Raw genomic sequence first — 22,326 nt, 5'->3', positions numbered from 1 at the left:
CCCCCTTCCCTCGGCGAGCCTAGCGAGGAAGGTCGCTGGCAGGCGTTCCGGAGGGCGAAGCGGGCAGTTCGGGCTCGACCGGAGAGGAGGGCGTGGCCGGGGCGGCGGACGCCGCGCTCTTCAGCGGCAGGTGCAGCCACTTGGGCTGTCCGTAGAGAAGAGTCGCGCGCCTGGTGAAGCGGTGCACCAGCAGCGCTCCGGCGATCGCGAACGCCGTGAGCGCAGGCACGAGGAAAGGTGCGACCACTCCTGGGATCGACGGGGCGACGGCGACGAGCCACCATCCGATCAGAAGCAGGTACCAGTGGAGGAGGTAGACCTGCAGAGTGCGCGAGCCGAGGTGGAACAGCCAGTCGAAGGCGGCCCACCGGGCCAGCAGGATCGCGACGCTGCAGCCGGCGGCGACGGCCAGCACGCTGAGCACCGTCCACGACGCAAGCTCCTTCACCGAGCCGATCGGCGCATCGATCCAGTCGAGCCGCCGGAAGACGAAGACCAGCAGCGCATACGCCGCCGGGGCGATGAGAGTGTGCCACCACTTGAGCCGCGGCACGAGGCGGCGCACCCACGGGCCGAACTCGACCGCGAGCAGGAAGAACAGGAAGTACTTCCCGACCTTCCCCCATTCGCTGTAGGGATCGACGAACAAGCCGTACTGGAAGACCAGGGTGAGCGCGAGCGCGACGCCGAGTCGGACCACGATCGGAAGTCGGCGCAGCGCCCAGCCCAGGAGGAAGTACACGACGATCGCGTAGATGAACCACGTCTGCCCGTTGGGCTGGATCACCGTCCTGGCGATCTCGACGAGGGTTCCCCCGACCCCCTGGAACTCGCCGATGGCCGTCCAGAAGACGACGATCGCGATGATCGACCAGAGGAAGTACAACCACGCGAACTTCAAGATGCGCAGATCGACGAGGTCGCGCAACGGCCTGGAGAGCACCTTCGCGGCGAAGATTCCGGCGGTGAAGAAGAACAGCGGCATGCGGAACGTCTCGAGCAGCTCGGTGTAGCCGCCCCACTGCCACACATGCGCGTCGGCGGTGTAGTCGAACGTCGCGTGAAAGAACACCACCAGAATGATCGCGATGCCCTTCGCGACGTCGATCCACCGCTCCCGCGGCGTGGACGATGGATAGGCGGCCGAAGTCGACATCGTCAGATCCCCCAGATCAGGCGCGCGGGCCCCATCCCACGCAGACGCGGAGAGTCTACGCCTGGTTCGATCAGAGCCCCAGCGTCAACTCGAAAGGCGTCTCGTCACCCCGCTCCACAGACCGCCGGGCGCCGCTCGGAGCGCCCACGCGAGCTCTCCCGCCGCGGCGACAGGGCGACGCCGCGACAGGTCGGCCTTCGCGGCGCGTGCCGCGCTCCACCACGCGAATCGGGCATTGCGAGCGAGGCTCTCTTCGAACGCCGCCGCCAGCTCCGGGTCCTCGGAGGCGAGAGCCCTGTCACGATGCGACCGCAACACGTGATCGATCGCCCGGACGAGTTCGCGATAGCGCTGCGTCGTGTTCTCGCCGTGCGATCGATAGTCCACGAGTCCCGCCTCAGCGAAGACGAGCCGCCCCCGCTCCGCCAGCGAGAGGATCAGATCGAGGTCCTCGGCGTGATGCAGATCCTCGGCGAAGCCACCGACCGCCTCGAAGTGCCGTCGGCGCACGACCAGGTTGCCGGCGAAGATGCCCGTCCGCCGTGCAGCGACCTCTGCCCGCGAACGCACGGCCACTTGATCAGCGGGGGCCAGGACCCGGTCGCCTCCGGCGTCGATCGTCTGTATGCGGCAGTACGAGGCCACCGCGTCGGGTGCGGCCGCCAAGGCCGACACGTGAGCTTCGAGGCATCCGGGGTGCCAACGGTCATCGTCGTCGAGAAAGGCGATCAGGTCGCCGCGCGATGCCCGCACACCGGCGTTGCGAGCCGCGGCCACACCCGATGGGCGACGGCGGATCAGGCGGGCGGCAGGGAACCGGCGGACCGTCTGCGCGATCGCCTCCGGGTTCGGCGACCCGTCGTCGACGACGACGATCTCGAAAGAGCCGTAGGACTGCGCCGAAGCCGAGTCGATCGCCTCCGCCAAATATGCGCCGCTGCGATTCGTCGCCACGACGATGCTGACCGTCTCGGAAACCCCCATGCTGCGATGCTATTGCGGCGCTGCGGACGAGACCTCGCCTTCGGCCAGTCTGATGCGACGCTCGACCGACACAGGGCCGCGGGCGAAGAGCCATGCCCGCTCCTTCGCCGCCCGGCGCCGATCGCCACGGAGGAAGACGACGCGCGGAATGCCGCCGATGGCCACCGACCAGCGCGCGAGCTGCCAGCCCCACCAGCCGTAGTGCTTGCGGAGGAAGCGCTCGAGCCCGGCTTGAAGGAACACCTCACGGGCGAAGGAGTCCGAGCTGGTGCCCGCGCCGACATGGACCGCCGTCACGTCTTCGACGACGACATTCCTCCACCCGAGCTTCTCGGCGCGAAGCTGCCAGTCGGCTTCTTCGGCGTACAGGAAGAAGGTCTCGTCGAATGACCCGACCTGCCCCACGGCTTCTGCGTTCAGCAGCAGGATCGACCCGATGACGTACGGCGGGCCGTCGTTGCGGACGAACCGGCCGAGCTTCACCGCGTCGCCGAGGAAATGGGCTGGACGCGGGTAGGGCCACGCGACTTGAGCCGGCCGTCCGCGTTCGTCGACCTGGAGCGGCCCGACCGCGGCGATGCGGGGCCCCGCGTGAAGCGCGGCGTGGAGGACTGAGATCATCGCCGGCTCGACGACGGCGTCGGGATTGAGCAGCAGCACGTCGGCGCCGGGGGCCTGCCGCCGAGCGAGGCCGTAGTTGACGCCGGAGCCGAAGCCGAGATTCGCGCCGGGGTCCCAGTATGCGCCTCCGGCTTCTCGCACGACCGCGGCGACCCGAGCGTCGGACGAGTTGTCCACGACCGTCAGCGGGAAGCGGCCCTTCAGCGGCGCCAGTGCGGCCGCGAGCATCTCGGGAGAGCCGTAGGCGACCACGATGACCTCAGGGGGCGCAGGCGCTTCTCGCGTCACTCGTCGCCTCCGTTTCCGTCGCCGCCGGATAGAGCCTAGTGCGTGCCGTGTCGGCGATGCGGGCCCCTCTCGCCCTGACGCCCGAGCGGGCATACACTTTCCCCGTGGACACTGGGGCGTCCACCGCCCGCTGACGCGATTCGCAGAGTCAACGGGCCTCATCACGCCAGCTGGGGAGGCATTCGTGATGGCTGACCAACGACCGCCGTCGACGCGGAGGACCCGCCGGTACGTTCTTCCGGCGCTGATCTCTGCGGTGGTGCTCGTGCCGAATGCGGTCGTGATCGCGCTGGGCGTCGAGGATTTTCCTTTCACGTCGGCGCCGATGTTCGCACACCACATCGGTCCAGACACGCGGCTGTACGCGTTCCGGCTCGAGGCGGTCCGAGACGGGGCGTCCGAACCGTTCCCGTTGGAGATGACGAACCTCGACCCGCTGGAACTCAAGCGCCAGCTCGCCTCGTGGTACTACCGTCCCATGAGCGACACCTCGCCGTTCCGCGACCTGAGCGGCGATTCGAGTTCGCCGGAGGTGTTCGACGACAGGATGGCGACCTTCTTCCGTCCTCTCACCGACTTCCTCCGCGATGAGCGCGGAATCGAGTACGACGGTGTGAACCTCTACGTCGACACCGTCGACAGCTCAGGCGAACTGCTCGAGTCCGAGCATGTCGGATACTACGAAACCGCGACACGGCGCTACACCCAGACAGCGGAGGTGCTGCGATGACGGTCGTCGATGCACGACCGAGCCGCGGCGCGAAGGTCTTCGCGGTGCTTCCACTGCTGTGGCACGGGCGGCTCAGCTGGCTGCGGATCGTCCTGGTTTTCATGTTCAGCCAGCGCACCCTCGAGCTCGTCCGCGGGTGGCACACACCCGTGCCCGACGCCGAGTATCAGGGGTGGGTGCTGGGCATCGTCCCGGCGGGTCTGCGCGACTTCGTCCTGGCACACCCGAACCCGGTGGCAGCCGGCGTGCTGCTCCTGACAGTGCTGAGCGTGGTCGGACTCGCGACGCGCCCGGCACTGCTCTGCCTCGTGCTCGTCGGACTGTTCGCTCGCGCGGTCGAAGTGAGCCAGGGCGTCTTCGACCACGAATCCTCGCTGACCACCCAGGTTCTCTTCGTGCTCGTGTTCGCGCCCGGCACCAACACGATCTCTCTGGAGCATCTGATCCGCTGGTGGCGGGCGGGGCGGAAGGATCTGCTGGGATATCTGACCAGGCCGTTCCGTCAGTGGGGCGTGTACCTGATCCTCGGTCTCCTGGCCGTCACGTACACGACGTCAGGCCTGTCGAAGCTGCGATTCAGCGACTTCCGCTGGTTCGACGGCGAGACCCTCGGCTTCTACCTCCGCGGTCTCACCTCCGGCGATGAGGTGTACGTGGTGGGCGGCGGGCAGGCCACGTGGCGAGACGACTTCGGTCTCGAGATGTACACCTACGGCAACTACAACTACGGCTCCTACCACCCCGCTGCTCTGACCGGCATCGTCGACTGGATGGCGCACACGCCGGCGATCATGATCGCCGTCTCCGTCGCCACGCTGCTGCTCGAGCTCGGCGGCCTTCTGCTGTTCGTGCCCCGGCTGCGCAGCCTGATGCTGATCGGCTACATCTGCATGCACACGACCATCGGCGTGCTCATGGGGCTCCCGTTCCTCGAGTACCAGGTCATCTGCTTGCTCTTCATCGAGTGGGAGCGCATCGTGCCCTTCATCCAGAAGCGGTTCGCCGTACGTCGAAGCCGAAAGCATGAGCAGTCGCCCGGCGGCGACGTGCCCCCGCGTGCGGCAACGGGCGAGCCGGCGCGCGCGCCGCAGCCGGCCATGGGGAACACGAATGGATGACGCGGTCGTCATCGGAAGCGGACCCAACGGCATGGCCGCCGCCGTCACACTCGCCCGAGCCGGACTGCGGGTGCGCGTATTGGAACGCTCGGCGACCATCGGAGGGGCCGCGCGCACCCTGCCCCTCACCATCGACGGATTCCGCCACGACGTCGGCGCGGCGGTCCACCCTCTGGCCCTCGCCTCGCCGTTCTTCCGAGCTTTCGAGCTCGATCGGCGAGTGCGCTTCGTCGTGCCCGACATCTCGTACACCCAACCTCTTCCGGACGGCGGCGGTACCGCGTACCGCGACCTCGACCGCACGGTCGCCGAGCTCGGTCGCGACGGTCCTGCCTGGGCGCGGCTGCTGCGACCGCTCGTCGACGACATCGACGGCCTCACCGACTTCACGGCGAACCAGATGCTGCGGATGCCTCATGCACCCATCACGGCGGTCCGGTTCGGGCTGCGTGCCCTCGAGCAGGGCACGCCCCTGTGGAACGTCCGATTCGCCGGGGAGGTCGCGCCGGCGCTGCTGACAGGCGTCACATCGCACGGCATCGGCCGGATTCCGACCCTCGCCTCGGCGGCGGTCGGACTCGTGCTCGCCGCGCACGCACACGCTCGCGGATGGCCCGTTCCGGTCGGGGGCTCCCAGTCGATCATCGATGCGATGGTCGAAGACCTGACGGCCCACGGCGGCGCGATCGAAACCGGTCAGGAGGTCACGGATCTGCGCGACGTGGCCGACGCGCGGATCGTGGTCGCCGACACGTCGGCGCGGGCGCTCGCCCGAATCGGTCACGCTGTCCTGCCCTCCGCCTACCGGCGGCGGCTGGAGCGCCTGCGGTACGGCGACGGCGTCGCGAAGGTCGATTTCGCGCTCGCCGGACCGGTTCCGTGGACGTTCGAGCCGGCCAGGCGCAGCCCCACGGTGCACCTCGGCGGCACCCGCGCGCAGATGCGGCGTGCCGAGGCGATGGTCGCGGCGGGATCGGTCGCCGGTGAGCCATACGTGCTCGTGAGTCAGCCGACGATCGTCGACCCCACACGTGCCCCAGAAGGACGGCACGTGCTGTGGGCGTACATCCACGTCCCGCATGGCTCACCGCACGACCCGACCGAGGACGTCATCCGCATGATCGAGCAGGCTGCTCCCGGATTCCGGGATTTGGTGATCGCGTCGTCGTCGCACACGGCCCGCGAGCTCGAGGCGATCAACCCGAACCTCGTGGGCGGCGACCTCTCGGCCGGGGCTATCACGCTTCCCCAGCTCGTCGCACGGCCGCAGATCTCTCCGAGTCCCTGGCGCACCCCCGTGACCGGTCTGTACCTCGGCTCGTCGTCGACGCCGCCCGCCAGCGGGGTGCACGGCCTGTCGGGCTTCTACGCCGCACGGCTGGCGCTCAGGGACACTCTCGGGCTCCCCGTTCCCGATCTCGGAGTCGGCCAGACGGCGGCACGGCGGGCCTGAAGCCGCACGGTCGGGGCCTCCTGGGCCAGACTGAGGTGGGCGCCGCGCCGGAGAGTGCGCGAGGGTGCTCGAGTACGAGGAAGGAGGACGCACGTGGCCGAGCAGCCGGTCGACGCGAGCGTCGTCATCCCTGCCTTCAACGCTGAGGCGACCCTCGCCGACCAGCTGAGCGCTCTCGCCGGGCAGGACGCGAATGCCGCGTTCGAGGTGCTCGTGAGCGACAACGGCTCGACCGACGGCACGGCTCGCGTCATCGAGGCCTTCGCCGACCGCATCCCGGGGTTGCGGCTCGTGGACGCGTCGTCGCGACGCGGGGCGTCTGCGGCGCGCAACGTCGGCGCGGCCGCCGCTCGTGGACGCCTTCTCCTCTTCTGCGATGCCGATGACGTGGTTTCGACTGGGTGGGTGCGCGCCATGACCGCGGCGCTCGCGCACGCCCCGTTCGCAGCGGGCGCGGTCGAGCACTCCCTGCTGAACCCGGGCCGCGATTGGGACTTCGGGTGGGCCGAGCCCACCTTCCGCGATCCCGCGCTCCCGCAGCTGCCTGCCGGAGGCTCGGGCAACATGGGGATCCACGCCACCGCGTTCGCCGAGGTCGGAGGATTCGATGAGAGTCTGACGGCCGCCGAAGACCTGGACTTCTCGTGGCGCGTGCAGCTGGCGGGTCACCGGCTCGTCGGGGTGCCCGACGCCGTCGTCCACGTCCGCAAGCGCGGAGGCGTGCGCGACGCCGTCCGGCAGGCACGGGCCAAGGGAGCCGGAAGCCGTGTCGTCTCGCACCGGTTCGCGCTCGTACGCGACGCCTACGAGTCGGCCGACGCCGAGCGCCCAGTGCCGGCGGGCGTCGGATCAGGCGGTGGAGCGCTGCCGCCGCCCGACCGTCTCGCACGCATCCCGGCCAAGGCTCTCGAGATCCTGCGGTCGCCTGCCCGGGTCACACCGTACCTCGCCGGGTGGGCCTACCGGCGCGGCTTCCGTCACGCCGAGGTGGACGGGATCCCGCAGTTCACGCCGCCGGATCGTCTGCCGCCGGCGGTCTGAACCGCCCGGGTCGGCGAGAATCGCCGGAGTCGCCGACAAGCGGAGCGGTGCGGCACACTGACTGACGCGGCCCCTCGCCGCAGGAAGGCGGACACATGTCTGGACAGCCGCCGTTGCTCGTGCGTTCACGCGAGATCTGGCGCGTACCAGCGCCACCCGGGGGGCGCTTCGCCGATGCAGCCATGGCGCCCTTCCCCGTTCCCCGGAGTCTGCTGCGCAGTTTCGGGGTGTTCTGCGTCGACACCACGCAACGAGTCGTCGCCCTGAGCTACGACGACGGACCGCATCCGGCCCATACCCCGGGCATCCTCGACGTCTTCGCCGACGCAGGGGCGCACGCCACGTTCTTCGTCCTCGCGGAGCAGGCCCGGGCTCACCCCGGGCTGGTGCGCCGCATCGTCGCCGAGGGCCACGAACTGGCGCTTCACGGCGACGACCACACCGCCCTCACGACACTTCCGGACTCAGAGGCGCTCACCCGGCTCGCGCGTGCGCGCGAACAGGTCGAGCAGATCGCCGGCCGGCGGGTGCGGCTGTTCCGCCCGCCGTACGGCAAGCACACCGCCGGTCAGGCGCGAGGCATCCGCGCTATGGGGATGGAGCTGGTCATCTGGTCCAGCCACGCGTGGGACTGGATCGACGCGGATGCCGCGACGGTCGCGCGCACCGCCTGGGAGGGGGTCTTCCCAGGCGGCATCGTCCTGCTCCACGACCACCGCGCCGATCCACAGACGCTCGGACCCCACGAAGCGCTGCCGACGTTCGACAAGGCCGACGTCGCGCGATCGCTTCTGCAGCGCCTGGAGGCCGAGGGCTACTCGGTCGCCACGGTAGGCGATCTCATCGCGGCGCACCGAGAGGTGCGCAGCGCGCTGCGCGACCGCATGCGGAGGGAGTGAGCCGGATCTACCGGGAGCGCCGGGCGCGCAGGGTGTCGCGTGCGGCGCGCGCGCGAGGCATCACACCGAGCAGGGCTCTTGCGCGGAGCCCTCCCGGGGCCAGGATGAGATCGACGCGATCGCGTCGGTCGGGGTAGAGATTGGTGCTCGCGGCGTAGAACGGGTCGAGATTCGGGTCGAACGGCTGATCGGCGCTCGTCCGACGCAGATGGTTCAGCTCGGCGATCCGCCCGAGCGTGCCGGCGCTGTGCTTGGCGTAGCCGTCGTGGTACGTGTCCAGGAAACCGGCCCACACCCCTCCCGAGCGCAGTGAGACCGTGCTGTACACCGTGTCTTCCTCGCCCTGCAGTTCGAGCGCGCAGACGTCGCCGTCGGCGCGGAACTGCGTCAGGATACGCGAGAACCAGCGCTCGGTGACGGGGTCCAGGCGCATCGCGAGTCCGCCGCGCTCGGCGTCACCCTTCCATCCGGCGACCTGCATCGCGAGGAAGTCCTCGGTGAAGGCGGGCTCGTCGCTCCGGTCGAGCAGGCGGAGTTCGCCCGCGTCGCGCTCCAGTGCACGGACATAGCCGCGCGTGCGCTTGCGCGACCGCGAGCTCGCATGGGCCAGTTCGAAGTCCGGCTCCAGGCGGTCCTCCGGCGCGACCGCATCCCTCGTCGCGGCCGAATACGCGGCGGCACGACGGATGTTCTCGAGCATGGGGATGCGGAGGCTGTCGGCCGAGGCGGTGAGGGCGTCCCACAGCGGGCCGTCGCCGGGCATCTTGCGCAGCACCGCGAGTCCCGCTCCCGCATCGGGAAGCGCGGTCAGCATCGTCTCGACCACGGCGTGAGATGCGGCTGGGTCGACAAGCGGATGGTGGCGCTCCGCATGGGTCGCGAGGAACCGACCGGCGGTCGAGACGGCACGGAAGGGCGCATCGGCCCAGGCGCGCTCGACGGTGTACGCCAGTACACCACGCAGATCATCGTCTTCGACGAAGAGGAGCCGGAGGTCCGCAGCATCCGGGTGCTCGCGTACCGAAGTGAGCAGCCACCGCGGATCGAGGTAGACGTTGGGCTCCACCGCACGCGAGGCGAGCGCCCGCCATCGCTCGACGTCCGCCTCTGTCACCGAGTCCGCGCGGATGGTCCGCGTTCTCACAATCCAAACCCCCGCTACGATCGCAGACGACCACCCAATATTGACACGTCTCGTGACACCGCACGGCTGGCGTTGCGACAGACTGTCCGTGCCGCCGCCGAACGAGAAACGACCTGGAATGCGCCCATCCCATTCGCGATCCACGCACCGCCGGGGTTTCACGATCCGTGTCGTCGTCCTCCGCGAGCTGCAGCCGGAGGACTTCGCCCAGTGGCGAGAGTTGGAGATGTCGGCCATCGAGCCCTATCCGCAGCTGAGTGCCGTGTACTGGGAGACGGCGCTGCGCGAGCGTCCGGACTGCGCGCAGCTGCAGCTCCTCATCGCCTCCGACCGAGACGGGTGGGCTTTCCTGTCGCCGATCACGACCTCGACGCTCTCCTCGCGTGTGCCGATCCGGACGCTGTCGATCAGCAATGAGTTCATCCAGAGCGAGTCCGCACGGCGGTACCCGCTGATGCACGCGGGCCGCGGTGTCGACGCGTTGTCGGCCGTGCTGTCGAGCCTTCCGAGGCTGGGGCTGCCGAGTCTGCTGGTCTTCGAGGCGGTAGACGACGTCGATGCCCTCACCCATGCGATTCACCAGGGGGCGCATCGCGCGCGCGGACGGGTCCTCGCGCGCCATCGCTACCAGCGCGCGGTTCTGCAGATCGAGCAGCCGCACCCGCGCCACGAGCCCGGGTCCACGGGGGTCGCCGACTTCATCCCGCGCAATCGCAGCGCCGAATCACGCCGGAAGACCGGGCGCGTCGCGCGCCGGCTGGTCGAAGCGCTGGGAGGGCAGGCGCCGGTGCTGACGGAGCGGACCGACGAAGGGCTGATCGAGGATTTCCTCCGCCTGCAGTCGCGGGGCTGGAAGGGCGACCCGACGCGCGGCGGTGAAGGCTACGGGGCAACCGGACAGGTCGAGTGGTACCGGGCTTTCACCGCGGCCTACCTCAGCGACGGCCGGCTGATCGGGTACGAGATCGCGTCGGGCACGCGCCAGCTCTACCTCGCCGTCGGCGTCAGGATGGGATCCACGGTGTTCGGTCTTCAAGACGCGTACGACGAGGAGTTCCGCGCCTTCGAAGTCGGCCGGCTCTCACGACAGGCCGTCGTCAACCGTCTCGGATCATCGGACATCCGCCTGTTCGATCCGAACCTCGCCTGGCACGTGGGGGAAGCGGCACGCGTCTACCCGAACGTGCGAGGCCAGCGCGAGATGATCCTCGGCGCGTCGCCTTTCGGGCGCTTGGCCATCTCGGCGCTGGCGGCGGTGAAGCGGATGAGATCGCGTGAGGCCGACGGCGAAGCGGTCGGAGCATGAGCCGCACGGTTCGGTCGGGCGAGTGCCGGGTCACCAGCACGACCCTCGGTGAGCTCGGGCCGGAGGAATTCGCACGATGGCGTGACCTCGAGGGGCGGGCGATCGCGACATATCCGCAGATCTGCGTCGACTACCTCGAGCCCGCGCAGCGCCTTCGACCCGGAGCAAGCGAAATGAGACTCCTCATCGTCTCGCGGGACGACCGCTGGCTGCTGCTCCTTCCTTTCTCCCTCGGCTTCGCCACGGACCGCGGAGGTGCACGCGCCATCACGACCGCTGACGAGACGATGGACCACGAGTCGGCGAAGCTCTACCCGCTGATCGATTCCGCAGAGGGATCCGGCGCGCTGGCGGCTGCGCTCGCGAAGGCTCGCGCGCTCGGGCTTCCCGGGGTGCTGCGCGTGGTGCTCGTGGACGACCTTCCCGATCTCGAGCGAGCCATCCTCGGGGGCGTGGGGCACAGGCGCTCGCGGTGTATCGATGGTGCGCAGGTCTCCCGGCCGGTCGCCGCCTCGAGCGGATCGCATCGCCCGATGCCGCGCGCGGGAGAGGCATTCACACCCGAGTACGCGACTTCCGACACGAGCAGTTCGACACGACGCAAGCTCGGCCGCCTCGCTCGCCGCCTCTCGGAGCGGGTCGGGGAACTCTCGGTGATCGTCCGCGACGGCGATCCGGCGATGGTCGAGGACTTCCTCGCACTCCAGACTGCGGGGTGGAAGGGCGACCCGACCCGTGGAGGCGAGGGCTACGACGTCACGGGACGGATCGCGTGGTTCCGCGCGTTCACGCGGAGGTACCACGATCGAGGAGACCTCTACGGCATCGAGTTCCGCGGTGGCGACCGAGTGCTCTATTCGACCCTCGTGCTTCGCCAAGGGCGTGTCATCCATGGGCTTCAGGACGCCTACGACGAGGAGTTCGCGGAGTGGAGCGTCGGCACGCTGGGGCGCCGAGCGGTGCTCAACGTGATCCGCGAACTCGACATCGACACGTTCGACCCGAACATGTCGTGGTACAACTTCGAGGCGGCGAGGGTGTACCCACAGCGACGCGGCCAACGCGAGTACGTGCTCGCCGGGCCGGGTGTGAGCGCTCGCGCCGTGGTGATGGGCATCCGTGCCGCCCGCGCCGCCAGAGTCGCGAAGGATCGTCTGCGCCGTGGCGGCACCGAGTCGGCACAGCCGACGGGCGAAGGAGCGGACGAAGAGTGAGAGCACGTGATCTGGCCGTCGTCGAGGCCACCGCCGACGACATCGAGCGTTGGAAGCGGCTGAGCGACCGCGCGCTGGAGCCGAACCCCTTCGTCGATCCGCGATTCGTGATGCCCTCGGCACGTCTGCATTTCATGGGAGCGGGTCAGCGGGCGATCTTCGTCGAAGACGACGACGAGCTGCACCTCGTGCTGCTGTACACCGTGCAGCAGAGGAGAGTGACCGGGGTGAGGGTCAAGACGGTGACGACCGCCGAGACGATCGCCGCATTCGAAGGCGAGCGTTTTCACCCGCTGGTCTCACCCGCCAACCCGATCGCCGCGGCGACGACCCTGCTGCAGGAGCTGCCGCGTCTCACGAAGCAGGGCGTCTTCGAGCTCGACCGGCTTCCCGCCGGTGGGGCGCTCGAGGAGGCATTCGACGCCGCGATCCGCGGCGCGGGGCTGCCCTGCCTCGACACCGATGAGAGAAGGTTCGCGACCTTCGACGCGGAGGGTCGCGACGTGCCGATCGCCGAGCGCGTCGAGGTGCGATCCGAGCACTTGAGCACGCGCACGCGAAAAGGACATCGGCGCCGCCTCGCCGGCCTTGCGCGAGAACTGACCGGCGATCTCTCGTTCGAGGACGTCGTCGACGACTCGGCCTCGATCGACGAGTACCTCGCGCTCCAGGCGTCGGGATGGAAGGGCGACGTCGAGAAGGATGGCAAGGCGTTCGAGGTGACCCAGCTCGACACCTGGTTCCGCGAGGTCTCCCATGCCTTCCGCGACGACGGCCGCCTGTCCGTCTACCGGCTCGGAACCGCCGACGAGACCATCTACATGACCGTCGTGCTCCGCGCGGGCAACGGAGCATTCGGGTTCCACGACGCCTACAACGAGGCGTACGCGAAGCACAGCCCCGGCACCATCGGGCGCCTGCTCGAGATGGAGCTCGCGGCGACGACGAACGGCTCCACGTACTTCGACCCCAGCATGGACGACGCCAAGTACCCGACGAGCGCCGGGCTGTATCCCGACGCTCGCACATACCGTTCGAGGCTCATCGGGCTCCGGGGCGCCCCCAAGCTTCTCGTCGGGGTGGCGGCGCGCCGGAGCCGCTGATCGTCAAGGCCTGCGCTGCCGCGTCGCGTAGAGCCCTTCATACGATGCGACCACATGCGCCATCGCGAACGATCGCGCGCGCGAGGCGCTCGCCGCGGCGAGCGCCTCGCGCCGATCCGGGTCGGCGACCAGCTTCTCGATGGCCACACCGATCTCTGCGAGCGGCGCCAGCACACCGGCGCGTCCGTGGTCGGTGACGAAACGGGCGCCGATGTTCGGAGTCGCCACCACCGGGAGGCCGCACGCCATCGCCTCGGCGTAGGGGATGCCGAATCCCTCGTACGCCGACGGCAGGCAGAACACCCATGCCCGCTGATACGCGGCGATGAGGTCGGCGTCGGACAGCTCGCCGAGCACCGACACGCCCGGACCGGGGTCTTCGGGAGCGTCGCGGCACACCATCTCGAGGCGAGCATCCGGATGGATCGGAAGCACGTCGCGCTGGAAAGCGGCCGCCAGATCGCGGCCGCGTTTGCGGTTGCGCCACGTGCCCACGAAAAGCACCGTCGGCGCCTCGGCCCGCCGTGGCGGGTCGGGATGGAACCGATCGGTGTCGACGCCGTTCGGTATCACGCGCCGCACCCACGGCGTCCAGCGCCGCGTCGCGGGAGAGACGGCCACCGTGACGTCGGCGGCGAAGGTCGCCATCACTTCACTCACCCCCAGAAGCAGCATCCGAAGCTTCTCCCGCAGTCGCGGGACGCGCCGCGCCTCTTCGAAGGACGAGCCGTGCATCGTGCGGACGTGCACCGACGTCCGCCGCCTCCACAGCCAGTAGTCATCGCCGTGCGCGTGGATGACGTCATACGAGCTGAAGTCGATGCGGCGCAGCGCCCACGCGAAACGGAAGGTGCGCAGCGAACCGGCGAGATGCACCCGGCGGTGCCCGTAGAGCGCACCCTCCACAGGCGGGCACTCGGAGAACATGTCGACGCGGTGACCGCGTCGGACCAGGGCGTTGGCCAGCTCGTGCGCCTGGAACCCCACGCCGATCTTGCTGCCGCTCGGAAGATAGTACGAGACCATCGCGATGCGCAGCGATGCGTCGACGGTGGCAGCCATCGCGCTAGATGACGTCGGCGAAGAGTCGCTCGGTGCGCTGGAAGACGAGGATGCCCGCGACGATCGCCACGACGGCCGCCCCCGCCAGTGCCAGCACCTGCCAGAGCTCAGGAGCGGACTGGCCGAGCAGGGACCACCGGTAGGCCTCCATGAGCCAGGTGATCGGATTCAGGTTGAAGAGCCAGCCGAAACCGGTCTGATCGACGGCCTCCATCGAGTACGCGATCGGCGATGCGTACATCAGCACCTGCATGCCCCACGGGAGGAAGTACTGCACGTCGCGGTACTTCACCATCCAAGACGAGGCCGCCAGCCCGATGCCCATCGCGAGCAGGATCGTCATGAGCACCCAGACCGGAAGAAGCAGCAGCGGCCAGCCCGGGTTGATGCCGAAGACGAACAGCAGCACGATGAAGAGAGCGAACGAGACGACGAAATCGAGGAGGATCGACGTCAGAACCGACAGCGGCACGATGATGCGCGGGAAGAACACCTTCTGGACCAGAGCGAGATTCGACACGAGCGACATCGAGGCCCGGTTGACGATGTTGTTGAAGAGCATCCAGCCCATCTGCCCGGCGAAGGCGAAGATGAAGTACGGCACGCCACCGCTGGGCAGCTGCGCGATCCCCCCGAACACGATCGTGAACACGCCGGCGGCGACCAGGGGCTGGATGAAGACCCACGCCACCCCGACGGCGGTCTGCCGGTAGCGCAGGAGGATCTCCTTCTGACCGAAGCGGACGAAGATCTCGCGGGCCGCCCAGACTTCGCGCCAGTCCGGCATGTTGAAGCGCCCGGGCGGGGTGATGACGGTTCGGCTCATCGCGTCGCCTCGTAATCGAAGTCGGCAAGGACCATGCCGTGGGTGAGAGCGTCGTCCGTCGCGAGCTCCGGGTATGGGCTGTGTTCCACGACTTCGATCACGTCCGCGCCCTCCCAGGCGTCCAGAACGCCGGCCTGGCACACGAACATGTCGACCGTGTAGCGGCCGGGCTTGAGCCACAGCCCGCTGATGCGCAGAGTGCCCGCCTGCTCCTTCGAGGGGTCGAACCAGTGACCCATGAGCCGGGAATCGCATTGCACGACGACGGCGCCGTTCGCGTCGGTGATATGGGCCGACACGAAGTACTTGCCGATGAGCTCCGGATTGCGGCCGACGTTGAACTCGATGACCTTCTCGTCGGCCGGCTCCTGCGTCTGCTCCGTCACGGCCACCCGCTGAAGTCGCAGCGCACCCGTGCCCGGCCGGGAAGCAGCATCCTTCTGCTCCAGCTGGAACTTCTCGAAGGTGTCTCTGTAGTGGTTGACGGCACCGTCGACCGAGCCGTGGAATCCCAGGGTCCCCTTGTCGAGGAACATCGCCGACGTGCACAGCGCCGTGACCGTGTTCATCTGATGGCTGACGTACAGCACGGTGCGCCCATCGCGCGCGACGTCGCGCATCTTGGCGAGCGACTTGCGCTGGAACTCCGCGTCGCCGACCGCGAGCACCTCGTCGATCGCCAGGATCTCGGTGTCGAGATGCGCGGCGACCGAGAACGCGAGTCGGACGTACATGCCCGAGGAATAGCGCTTGACGGGCACGTCGAGGAACTTCTCGACCCCCGAGAAGTCGACGATCTCGTCGAACCGGCGCTTGATCTCCTTGCGGCTCATGCCGAGCAGCGCACCGTTCTGGTAGATGTTCTCGCGCCCCGTCAGCTCGCCCGAGAACCCGGTCCCGACCTCGAGCAGGGATCCGACGCGTCCGCCCAGATCGATCAGGCCCGTCGTGGGCGCCGTGATGCGAGTGAGGATCTTCAGGAGGGTGCTCTTGCCCGCGCCGTTGCGCCCGACGATGCCGACGGCCTCGCCCCACGGGATGTCGAACGAGATGTCGCGCAGCGCGTCGAAGTTCTCGTAGTGCGTACGGGTGAGGGGGTGCCTGATGCGGTTGAGGACGGCCGTCGTGATGCGGTCCACGTGCTCACCGGAGACCTGGATCCGGTATGCCTTCGACAGGTTCGAGACCGTGATCGCGGTATCACCCATGTGGCTCCGATCCCCCTGTCGTCACCGTCGCGTGCCGCCCCCGCGGCAGACGCCGGTCAAGGCTATCACCGGCTGCGGCGCTCATCGGCGCACCAGCCGTTCGATGAGTCCCCAACCGAACCCGGCAGGCGATCGGCGCATGCCCCACACGCACTCGCGCACGACGTCGCCCAGCCGCAACCGCCGCGCCGACCACAGCGCCGCCGCCGCCGCCTCTGCCGCCGCCCTCCGCCGCTCCCGCACGAGGTGCTCCTCGAGAAGACGCGCCGTGAGCGCGTCGCCGCGAACGCGGGCAGCCCATCGGTGTCGCGAGAGGATGCCGTCCAGGGCGTCGCGTCGCACACGCGCGTTCTCCAGACCGGTCCCCGTGGCGTTGCGGTCGTGGCGGCGGTAGCCGACGAGCGCGTCCGGCACACACGCGAAGTCGCCGCGCTGGAGCAGCCGGAGAGCGAGCTCGAAGTCCTCCATCATGGTCAGCTCCGGACTGAATCCCCCGGACTCGGCGAAGGCGAGACGGCGGATCATCATCGCGCCGCAGATGTGCGGCATCCGCTTGCGACGCGAGAGCATCTCCGCCGCCGTTGCGGGTGCCGCCGGCCAGGCCGGTTCGATCGTGCGTCCCTCGGCATCCAGGTGCCACCCGCCGCAGTACGACGCCGGCGCCTCCGGCTTCGCGGCCAGAGCCCTCACCTGACGTTCGAGCCGCTCGGGATGCCAGACGTCGTCGTCGTCGAGGAAGACGACGAGCGCGCCCTCCGAAGCGGCGACGCCGGCGTTTCGCGCGAGCGACACGGTCACGGGCGGAGGGACGTGCACGACGCGCGAGCGGGGGATTGCGGCGACGAGCCTGTGCAGCGGAGCGGGGTCGGGAACGCCGTTGTCGACGACGATGAGCTCCCACGGGGAGTAGGTCTGAGCGACGACGGACGCGATCGCCTCAGCGAGGAACGGCGAGTCGCGGTTCGTCGCGATCACGACGCTCACGACGGGGTCCTGCGTCATCCGGCCTCCTCGCGCCGGAAAAGACAGTATCGGACGCCGGGGCGTCCGCGCGCGCTCGCTAGGATCGAGTCGACTGTCGACGCGACGGACGACTGGGGGCCGATGCGACTCAACGCCTACATCATGCTCGGCGATCCGGCGTTCCTGGGGCCGAGCGTGCGTTCGTACTACCCCTACGTCGACCGCATCGTCGTCTCGTACGACGAGTCGGGAACATCGTGGACCGGCACCGAACTGCCGCTGGAGCAGTGCCTCGAGATCGTGAGGGCGCTCGACGTCGACGGCAAGTGCGACTTCCGGCCAGGGGTCTTCGCCCGCCCGGGGATCGACGCGCTCGAAAACGACACGTACCAGCGGTCCGTCGCACTGGAGCAGGCGTCCGACGGCGCCGATTGGGTGCTGCAGCTCGACACCGACGAGGTCATGCCGCGGCCGGACGTCTTCCTCGACGTGCTCGGCCGGGCCGATGTGGTCGGGGCCTTCGGCCTCGACTTCCCCGCACGCTGGCTGTACACGCGCGTGCGTCCAGGCACGTTCCTGGAGGCGAGCACGCGCCTGTGGCGCCCGGCCTGCTCCTTCCCGGGACCGCTCGCGGTGCGGGTGGGTACGACGATCCTCTTGGCCCGCCAGACATACGATCCGCTGTACCGCGCCGACATCCGGCCGTGGAACACCGACCCGGCGCAGCGCGCCGACATGATCGTCCACGAAGTCGTCCCCACCGAGGCGGCCGTGCTGCACTACAGCTGGGTGCGGTCGGCAGCGAACATCGCGAAGAAGGTGGGCTGGTCGGGGCATTCCGAGGAATGGAAGGCCAGCGGCAAGTACGGTCAGTGGCTGCATTCGACCCGGGCCCCGTGGCGCACCGTCCTCAAGACCCCGATCGCGCCGAAGTGGCGCCGGTTCCGCCTCAGCACGCTGCCCGACTTCCCCGAGGAAGGCCTCTAGTGCGCATCGCGCTGGCAACGAGCTCATACCTGCCCCGACTCGGGGGCGTAGAGGAGCACGTCCACCACGTGTCCGCGAGTTTGCGCGAGCGCGGGCACGACGTGGTGGTATGGACGGTCGACCAAGGCGATGAGCCGGCCCCGCTCGACGGCACGGTGCGTGCACTGCCGTGCCCCCTGCCGAATCGCTCGTTCGGCGGGATCGCTCGGTGGCTCGCGGCGTTCCCGCGCGCGGCGTCCGCGTGGCGCCACGCCGTCACGTCGGACGCTCCCGACGTGATCGTCGTTCAGTGCTTCGGGGCGAACGGCCCCTGGGCCGCGACCACCGCCCGGCGCCACGGCATCCCTCTCGTCTATGCCAACCACGGCGAGACGTTCATGGACGCACACGATGCATTCGGGACGTCCGCCCTTCTCCGCCGCGCCCTCGGCCGCACGCTCCGACAGGCTCGGGCCGTGACGTCGTGCTCGGCCTACGCCGCTGCGGACCTGGCGCGCTTCGGCGCGCATCGGCCCGCGCGCGTGGTGGGCAACGGCATCCGACTCGACCTCGAACCCCAGCCGCTGACGACCGGCCTCCCTGAGCGCTACGTCGCCGGGGTCGGCCGGTTGGTCGAGAACAAGGGTTTCCAGGCTCTCCTGACCGCGTTCGCCCGACTCGCCGGCGAGTCCGCCGGAATCGATCTCGTCATCGCGGGCGACGGCCCCGAACGCCGTCGACTGGAGGAGCTCGCCGAGGACCTCGGCATCTCGGAACGCGTCGTCTTCACCGGCGCACTCCAGCGAGGCCAGGTGCGACGCGTCCTCGACGGCGCCCTGTCACTCGTCGTGCCCAGCCACGTCGAGGCATTCGGCATCGTCATCCTCGAAGGGTGGCGATCGGGTGCTGCCGTGCTCGCGACCGATCGCGGAGGGCCACCTGAGTTCGTCCGCGACGAGGTGGACGGCCTGCTGTTCGACCCCCTCGACATCGACGCCCTCGCTGCGCTGCTCGCGCGGATCGCATCGGACGAGGCGCTGCGTGGCAGACTCGGCGAGTCGGGCAGGCGCGCGGTCGCCCGATACTCGTGGGCACGCGTGGCCGAGCTCTACGAAGGTGTGTTGGAGGATGCCGTGCAGGACGTCGCCGCGAAGGGCCGATCATGACAGCGCTCACGGTGTCGGTCATCGTCATCACGTACGCGCGACCGCAATACGTCGCCGAATGCCTGCGTCATCTCGGCGACATGGCGGAGAAGGCTCACGAGATCATCGTGGTCGACGGGTCGCCCGATGACCGCACCCGCGACCTCGTCGCGGCCGGACACAGCGACGTCGTCTACATCCGCCATGCTCTCGGCAAGGGAACGATGCCCGAGTCCCGCCAGCTGGGGCTCGCCACGGCCACCGGCGACATCGTCGCGTTCATCGACGACGACGCGTACGTCGATCGCGAGTGGCTCGGCAATCTCCGTCGGGCGTATGCCGACGAGTCGGTCGCCGCGGTCGGCGGGCGTGCCGACAACGGCATCCCCGGCGAGGAGTGGATCGGGCTCGGAAGCATCGGACGCCTGCTGCCCAACGGCGATCTCACGGGTTACTTCGCTGCGCACTCCGGCCGTGCGGTCGTCGTGGACCACTTCCTCGGGGCCAACCAGACGTACCGCCGCGACATCCTTCTGTCGATCGGGGGCATCCGCGGCAACTACCCCGGCACGTGTCTGCGCGAGGAGTCGGACACATGCCTGCGGCTCACCGCTGCCGGGCACCGTCTCATCTACGACCCGCGCGTCCTCGTGCGCCACGTCGCGGCGCCGTATCAGATCGGCGGCCAGCGGTTCGATCGCCGGTATCTCTACTACTCGAGGCGCAACCACGTCATGCTGCTCGCACGCGTCTTCGGGTGGCGCAGCCCTTACATCCCCCGCTACTACGTCACCGCTCTTCGTCAGCAGGGCCACTACTTCACGCTGGTCGGACGCCTCATCATCAAGGGCAGGGGCGCGGACGGCGCGAAGGCGAGCGCAGGGCGCCGTCTGACATCCCCGATCATCCTGACCCGCTCGCTCGTCGAGGTGGCCGGCCTGGTGGCAGGGGTCTGGGCGGGAGTGGAGGGCCGTCGCCGGGATCGCCGCGCAGGCGTCGCCACGCCATGAGCCGGCGAGGGCGCCGTCGACGAGAGGGGCGCGTGGCGCTCAGGGCGCCGAGGTGAGTTCGACCGGCCAGCCGGTGTCCCAGATCGGCACGACCTCGGGGTTCTCGAGCATCTGGGCTACGCGTGCGCCGTGATCGGCTCCGGTGTCGGAGAGCTTGAGCCACCCGTGGGCGAACGCGACCTGGATGTCGCGCAGCACCCGCCCGAACTCCGACCCCGCGCTCACATACCCCGTGCCGTAGATGTCGGCGGTGACGTCCCTGATCTTGATGAGGCTCTCGCGCACCGGCATCCCGACAGTGTGGACCCACGCTTCCTCGGCCCGCGTGAGTTCGCCCGACTCGCGCTCCTCACGGACACGGTCCAGGTACTGGGCATATCCGCGGAGCCCGAGGACGAGCATGTCGAGTGAAGCCAGCGCTCCCGTGAGCGCCGTCCGGTCGTACGAGCCGACGACGGTACCGGCCCGGCTCTTCGCCCGCAGCGCGTCGAAGGTCAGATCGATGAGGTGCTGCGCCGCGCCGACCAGGACCCCCATGAAGGGGAAGAAGTACGGTCGCGAGTCGGCCCCCGCATTGAAGCTCCACGACCGCGGGATCTCGACGGGCTCCGCGAGGAAGTACGAAGCACTGCCCGATGAGCGCACGCCCATCGGATTCCAGTCGTCGGCCTGCCGCACCTTGTCAGCCGGCAGCCACACTCCGATGAACTTCTGCTCCCCGGTCGCTTCATCGATCACTGGATCACCGGCGGCGTCCCACACCTTCGCACCGGCCATCCAGCGGTCGGCGTGGTATCCGCCGCTGCCCAGCCGCCAGCGGCTCTCCTCGATCCGGTACTTGTCGCCTGCCACTTCGACCGCCTTGGCGAGCGGCGTCGCCGAGAACACTGTGGGAAGGTCGACGCTGGGATAGATCTCGGCGAACGCCGCGTCGTCCAGCCGGCCGGCGATGTCGCCGTGCGCACCCAGCCACATGGTGACCCACGCCATGCCTGCGTCGATCCGCGCCACCCGCGTCACCGCCTCGAGCCGGTCGGCGTACGAGGCGCCGAGCCCGCCCCGCTCCTTCGGGAAGCCCCACCGGAACAGTCCCGCGGCCCGGAGAGCGCCACCCGCGAGCGGAGTCGTCCGACCGATGCGATCGCTCTCGGCCGCTTCGGCGTGCAGAAGGGGCTTGATCTTCTCGAGATTGCGGAACACCGCCTCCGTGGATGTCGCAGGCTCGAGTCCGAGAGGGACGATCCGCGGGTCGTCTGCGTCGACGTCGCCGTGCTCGACCGCTTCGACCTCAGAGCGCGCAGCCGCCGCCGTCGTCGCCGGGGGCGGCGGGGCGGTGTTCACGCGCGGGACCATGGTCGCGCTCGATGCCGCAGGACTGTGTGCCGCAGGTTTCGGGCGCGCCGGGCGACCCGGGCGATTCCTCCGCCACCTCAGCGCCACGAGCGCGAGGACGATGCCTCCCCCGACCATGATGACCAGCATCGACACCACAAGGACGAGCAGCAGCGCCAGTGCACCCTCGATCGTCATATGCCCTCCTTCGATCGCTGGATCGCACCGCGTCTCTCAAGAGAGAGTCGACACCTCCGCCGACGGATCCCCAGCCCCATTGGGCATTATGGTCGCACACTTCTCACGAGCGGCGTCATATGCCGGTGCGAGCTCTTCGCCTCTTCACCGCGAGTGCGGCGGCCCACGCGTCCGCGACGACCGACCATGTGCGCTCGATCCCGAACCGCTCGCGGGCGGAATCACCTGCCGACGACGCCATCTCGCGAGCGACGGCGGGACGGTCGAGCATCCACTCGATCGCCCGTGCGAGCGCGCGATCGTCGCCCGAGCGCGCGAGCAGCCCCAGATCGCTGCGGCGTACCCCCTCGGCGACGACCTCCGCGCTTCCGGACGGATCGATGATCTCGCGGGCTCCGCCGGCATCCGCCCCGATGACGGGCACGCCTGCCGCCATCGCCTCCACGATCACCTGCCCGAACGGCTCCGGCACAGGCGATGCGTGCACGGCCAGGCTCAGGCGCCTGAGCTCCGCATTCGTGTCGCCCACCCATCCCGCCCAGTCCACGCACTCGGCCAG

General features: G+C 69.3%; 21 protein-coding genes. 11 read left to right on the top strand and 10 right to left on the bottom strand.

The features are described from left to right. Positions 1-19: 19 nt before the first annotated feature. The 3 genes from EIO58_RS01985 to EIO58_RS01975 form a co-directional block, all read right to left on the bottom strand. Entirely contained in the window at positions 20-1,156 is a 1,137-nt protein-coding gene (locus tag EIO58_RS01985; RefSeq protein WP_127818021.1) for an acyltransferase family protein, read from the bottom strand. 84 nt (positions 1,157-1,240) lie between these two features. Further along, the gene (locus tag EIO58_RS01980; protein ID WP_127818020.1) at positions 1,241-2,140 is read right to left on the bottom strand and encodes a glycosyltransferase family 2 protein; all 900 of its coding nucleotides are present in this window, start codon (positions 2,138-2,140) and stop codon (positions 1,241-1,243) included. 9 nt (positions 2,141-2,149) lie between these two features. Then, a complete protein-coding gene (locus EIO58_RS01975; protein ID WP_164861492.1) occupies positions 2,150-3,049 on the bottom strand; it encodes a glycosyltransferase in 900 nt (299 codons plus the stop codon). A gap of 187 nt (positions 3,050-3,236) precedes the next feature. Between EIO58_RS01975 and EIO58_RS18600 the strand changes: the two genes are divergently transcribed. The 5 genes from EIO58_RS18600 (at position 3,237) to EIO58_RS01950 (ending at position 8,290) form a co-directional block, all read left to right on the top strand. Next, positions 3,237-3,779, top strand: a complete 543-nt coding sequence (locus tag EIO58_RS18600; protein ID WP_164861491.1) for a hypothetical protein — start codon at positions 3,237-3,239, stop codon at positions 3,777-3,779. Continuing rightward, entirely contained in the window at positions 3,776-4,897 is a 1,122-nt protein-coding gene (locus EIO58_RS01965; RefSeq protein ID WP_127818017.1) for a hypothetical protein, read from the top strand. The genes EIO58_RS18600 and EIO58_RS01965 overlap by 4 nt, the downstream gene beginning before the upstream one ends. Then, positions 4,890-6,350, top strand: a complete 1,461-nt coding sequence (locus EIO58_RS01960; protein ID WP_127818016.1) for a phytoene desaturase family protein — start codon at positions 4,890-4,892, stop codon at positions 6,348-6,350. The genes EIO58_RS01965 and EIO58_RS01960 overlap by 8 nt, the downstream gene beginning before the upstream one ends. A gap of 93 nt (positions 6,351-6,443) precedes the next feature. Further along, positions 6,444-7,391, top strand: a complete 948-nt coding sequence (locus EIO58_RS01955; RefSeq protein ID WP_164861490.1) for a glycosyltransferase — start codon at positions 6,444-6,446, stop codon at positions 7,389-7,391. Between the two features lie 182 nt (positions 7,392-7,573). Continuing rightward, positions 7,574-8,290 (top strand): polysaccharide deacetylase family protein, encoded by a 717-nt coding sequence (locus EIO58_RS01950; protein ID WP_164861489.1) that lies wholly within the window; start codon positions 7,574-7,576, stop codon positions 8,288-8,290. Between the two features lie 7 nt (positions 8,291-8,297). Here EIO58_RS01950 and EIO58_RS01945 read toward each other — a convergent pair whose 3' ends face one another. Continuing rightward, positions 8,298-9,404 (bottom strand): GNAT family N-acetyltransferase, encoded by a 1,107-nt coding sequence (locus EIO58_RS01945; RefSeq protein ID WP_164861488.1) that lies wholly within the window; start codon positions 9,402-9,404, stop codon positions 8,298-8,300. 148 nt (positions 9,405-9,552) lie between these two features. Between EIO58_RS01945 and EIO58_RS01940 the strand changes: the two genes are divergently transcribed. The 3 genes from EIO58_RS01940 to EIO58_RS01930 are packed head-to-tail and all read left to right on the top strand — an operon-like array spanning position 9,553 to position 13,057. Beyond that, positions 9,553-10,740 (top strand): GNAT family N-acetyltransferase, encoded by a 1,188-nt coding sequence (locus EIO58_RS01940; protein ID WP_164861487.1) that lies wholly within the window; start codon positions 9,553-9,555, stop codon positions 10,738-10,740. Further along, positions 10,737-11,954, top strand: coding sequence for a GNAT family N-acetyltransferase (locus EIO58_RS01935; protein WP_127818011.1), 1,218 nt, complete (start codon positions 10,737-10,739; stop codon positions 11,952-11,954). Before EIO58_RS01940 ends, EIO58_RS01935 begins: the two co-directional genes overlap by 4 nt. Next, a complete protein-coding gene (locus tag EIO58_RS01930) occupies positions 11,951-13,057 on the top strand; it encodes a GNAT family N-acetyltransferase (RefSeq protein WP_127818010.1) in 1,107 nt (368 codons plus the stop codon). The genes EIO58_RS01935 and EIO58_RS01930 overlap by 4 nt, the downstream gene beginning before the upstream one ends. A 3-nt stretch (positions 13,058-13,060) precedes the next feature. Here EIO58_RS01930 and EIO58_RS01925 read toward each other — a convergent pair whose 3' ends face one another. The 4 genes from EIO58_RS01925 to EIO58_RS18595 all read right to left on the bottom strand — a co-directional run bounded on the left by EIO58_RS01925 (position 13,061) and on the right by EIO58_RS18595 (position 17,155). After that, the gene (locus EIO58_RS01925) at positions 13,061-14,119 is read right to left on the bottom strand and encodes a glycosyltransferase family 4 protein (RefSeq protein ID WP_127818009.1); all 1,059 of its coding nucleotides are present in this window, start codon (positions 14,117-14,119) and stop codon (positions 13,061-13,063) included. Positions 14,120-14,123: 4 nt separating this feature from the next. Beyond that, positions 14,124-14,945, bottom strand: coding sequence for an ABC transporter permease (locus EIO58_RS01920; protein ID WP_164861486.1), 822 nt, complete (start codon positions 14,943-14,945; stop codon positions 14,124-14,126). Next, entirely contained in the window at positions 14,942-16,153 is a 1,212-nt protein-coding gene (locus tag EIO58_RS01915) for an ABC transporter ATP-binding protein (protein ID WP_127818007.1), read from the bottom strand. Before EIO58_RS01915 ends, EIO58_RS01920 begins: the two co-directional genes overlap by 4 nt. Positions 16,154-16,234: 81 nt before the next feature. After that, positions 16,235-17,155 carry a glycosyltransferase family 2 protein gene (locus EIO58_RS18595; RefSeq protein ID WP_164861485.1) on the bottom strand — a complete coding sequence of 307 codons (921 nt, stop codon included), beginning with the start codon at positions 17,153-17,155 and terminating at the stop codon, positions 16,235-16,237. Positions 17,156-17,257: 102 nt separating this feature from the next. Here EIO58_RS18595 and EIO58_RS18590 point away from each other — a divergent pair, with 102 nt between their 5' ends. The 3 genes from EIO58_RS18590 to EIO58_RS01900 are packed head-to-tail and all read left to right on the top strand — an operon-like array spanning position 17,258 to position 20,237. After that, positions 17,258-18,103, top strand: coding sequence for a hypothetical protein (locus EIO58_RS18590; RefSeq protein WP_164861484.1), 846 nt, complete (start codon positions 17,258-17,260; stop codon positions 18,101-18,103). Further along, entirely contained in the window at positions 17,989-19,248 is a 1,260-nt protein-coding gene (locus tag EIO58_RS01905) for a glycosyltransferase family 4 protein (RefSeq protein ID WP_274543182.1), read from the top strand. Before EIO58_RS18590 ends, EIO58_RS01905 begins: the two co-directional genes overlap by 115 nt. Then, positions 19,245-20,237, top strand: coding sequence for a glycosyltransferase family 2 protein (locus tag EIO58_RS01900; protein WP_127818005.1), 993 nt, complete (start codon positions 19,245-19,247; stop codon positions 20,235-20,237). The genes EIO58_RS01905 and EIO58_RS01900 overlap by 4 nt, the downstream gene beginning before the upstream one ends. Positions 20,238-20,276: 39 nt before the next feature. Here EIO58_RS01900 and EIO58_RS01895 read toward each other — a convergent pair whose 3' ends face one another. Together EIO58_RS01895 and EIO58_RS01890 are read right to left on the bottom strand one after the other, a co-directional pair. After that, entirely contained in the window at positions 20,277-21,767 is a 1,491-nt protein-coding gene (locus EIO58_RS01895) for a hypothetical protein (RefSeq protein ID WP_127818004.1), read from the bottom strand. 115 nt (positions 21,768-21,882) lie between these two features. After that, positions 21,883-22,326: glycosyltransferase family 4 protein (locus EIO58_RS01890; protein WP_164861482.1), on the bottom strand; the 444-nt coding region annotated here is incomplete at its 5' end.

This window comes from Microbacterium sp. CPCC 204701 (assembly GCF_004010105.1).
GTDB lineage: Bacteria > Actinomycetota > Actinomycetes > Actinomycetales > Microbacteriaceae > Microbacterium.
This window is presented reverse-complemented; position numbering and strand designations above follow the sequence as displayed.

Bases quoted from the DNA above. Each gene is read 5' to 3' on its own strand.
- EIO58_RS01985 (WP_127818021.1), bottom strand. From the start codon at position 1,156: ATGTCGACTTCGGCCGCCTATCCATCGTCCACGCCGCGGGAGCGGTGG.
- EIO58_RS01980 (WP_127818020.1), bottom strand. From the start codon at position 2,140: ATGGGGGTTTCCGAGACGGTCAGCATCGTCGTGGCGACGAATCGCAGC.
- EIO58_RS18600 (WP_164861491.1), top strand. From the start codon at position 3,237: ATGGCTGACCAACGACCGCCGTCGACGCGGAGGACCCGCCGGTACGTT.
- EIO58_RS01965 (WP_127818017.1), top strand. From the start codon at position 3,776: ATGACGGTCGTCGATGCACGACCGAGCCGCGGCGCGAAGGTCTTCGCG.
- EIO58_RS01960 (WP_127818016.1), top strand. From the start codon at position 4,890: ATGGATGACGCGGTCGTCATCGGAAGCGGACCCAACGGCATGGCCGCC.
- EIO58_RS01950 (WP_164861489.1), top strand. From the start codon at position 7,574: ATGGCGCCCTTCCCCGTTCCCCGGAGTCTGCTGCGCAGTTTCGGGGTG.
- EIO58_RS01940 (WP_164861487.1), top strand. From the start codon at position 9,553: ATGCGCCCATCCCATTCGCGATCCACGCACCGCCGGGGTTTCACGATC.
- EIO58_RS01935 (WP_127818011.1), top strand. From the start codon at position 10,737: ATGAGCCGCACGGTTCGGTCGGGCGAGTGCCGGGTCACCAGCACGACC.
- EIO58_RS01925 (WP_127818009.1), bottom strand. From the start codon at position 14,119: ATGGCTGCCACCGTCGACGCATCGCTGCGCATCGCGATGGTCTCGTAC.
- EIO58_RS01920 (WP_164861486.1), bottom strand. From the start codon at position 14,945: ATGAGCCGAACCGTCATCACCCCGCCCGGGCGCTTCAACATGCCGGAC.
- EIO58_RS01915 (WP_127818007.1), bottom strand. From the start codon at position 16,153: ATGGGTGATACCGCGATCACGGTCTCGAACCTGTCGAAGGCATACCGG.
- EIO58_RS18595 (WP_164861485.1), bottom strand. From the start codon at position 17,155: ATGACGCAGGACCCCGTCGTGAGCGTCGTGATCGCGACGAACCGCGAC.
- EIO58_RS18590 (WP_164861484.1), top strand. From the start codon at position 17,258: ATGCGACTCAACGCCTACATCATGCTCGGCGATCCGGCGTTCCTGGGG.
- EIO58_RS01900 (WP_127818005.1), top strand. From the start codon at position 19,245: ATGACAGCGCTCACGGTGTCGGTCATCGTCATCACGTACGCGCGACCG.
- EIO58_RS01895 (WP_127818004.1), bottom strand. From the start codon at position 21,767: ATGACGATCGAGGGTGCACTGGCGCTGCTGCTCGTCCTTGTGGTGTCG.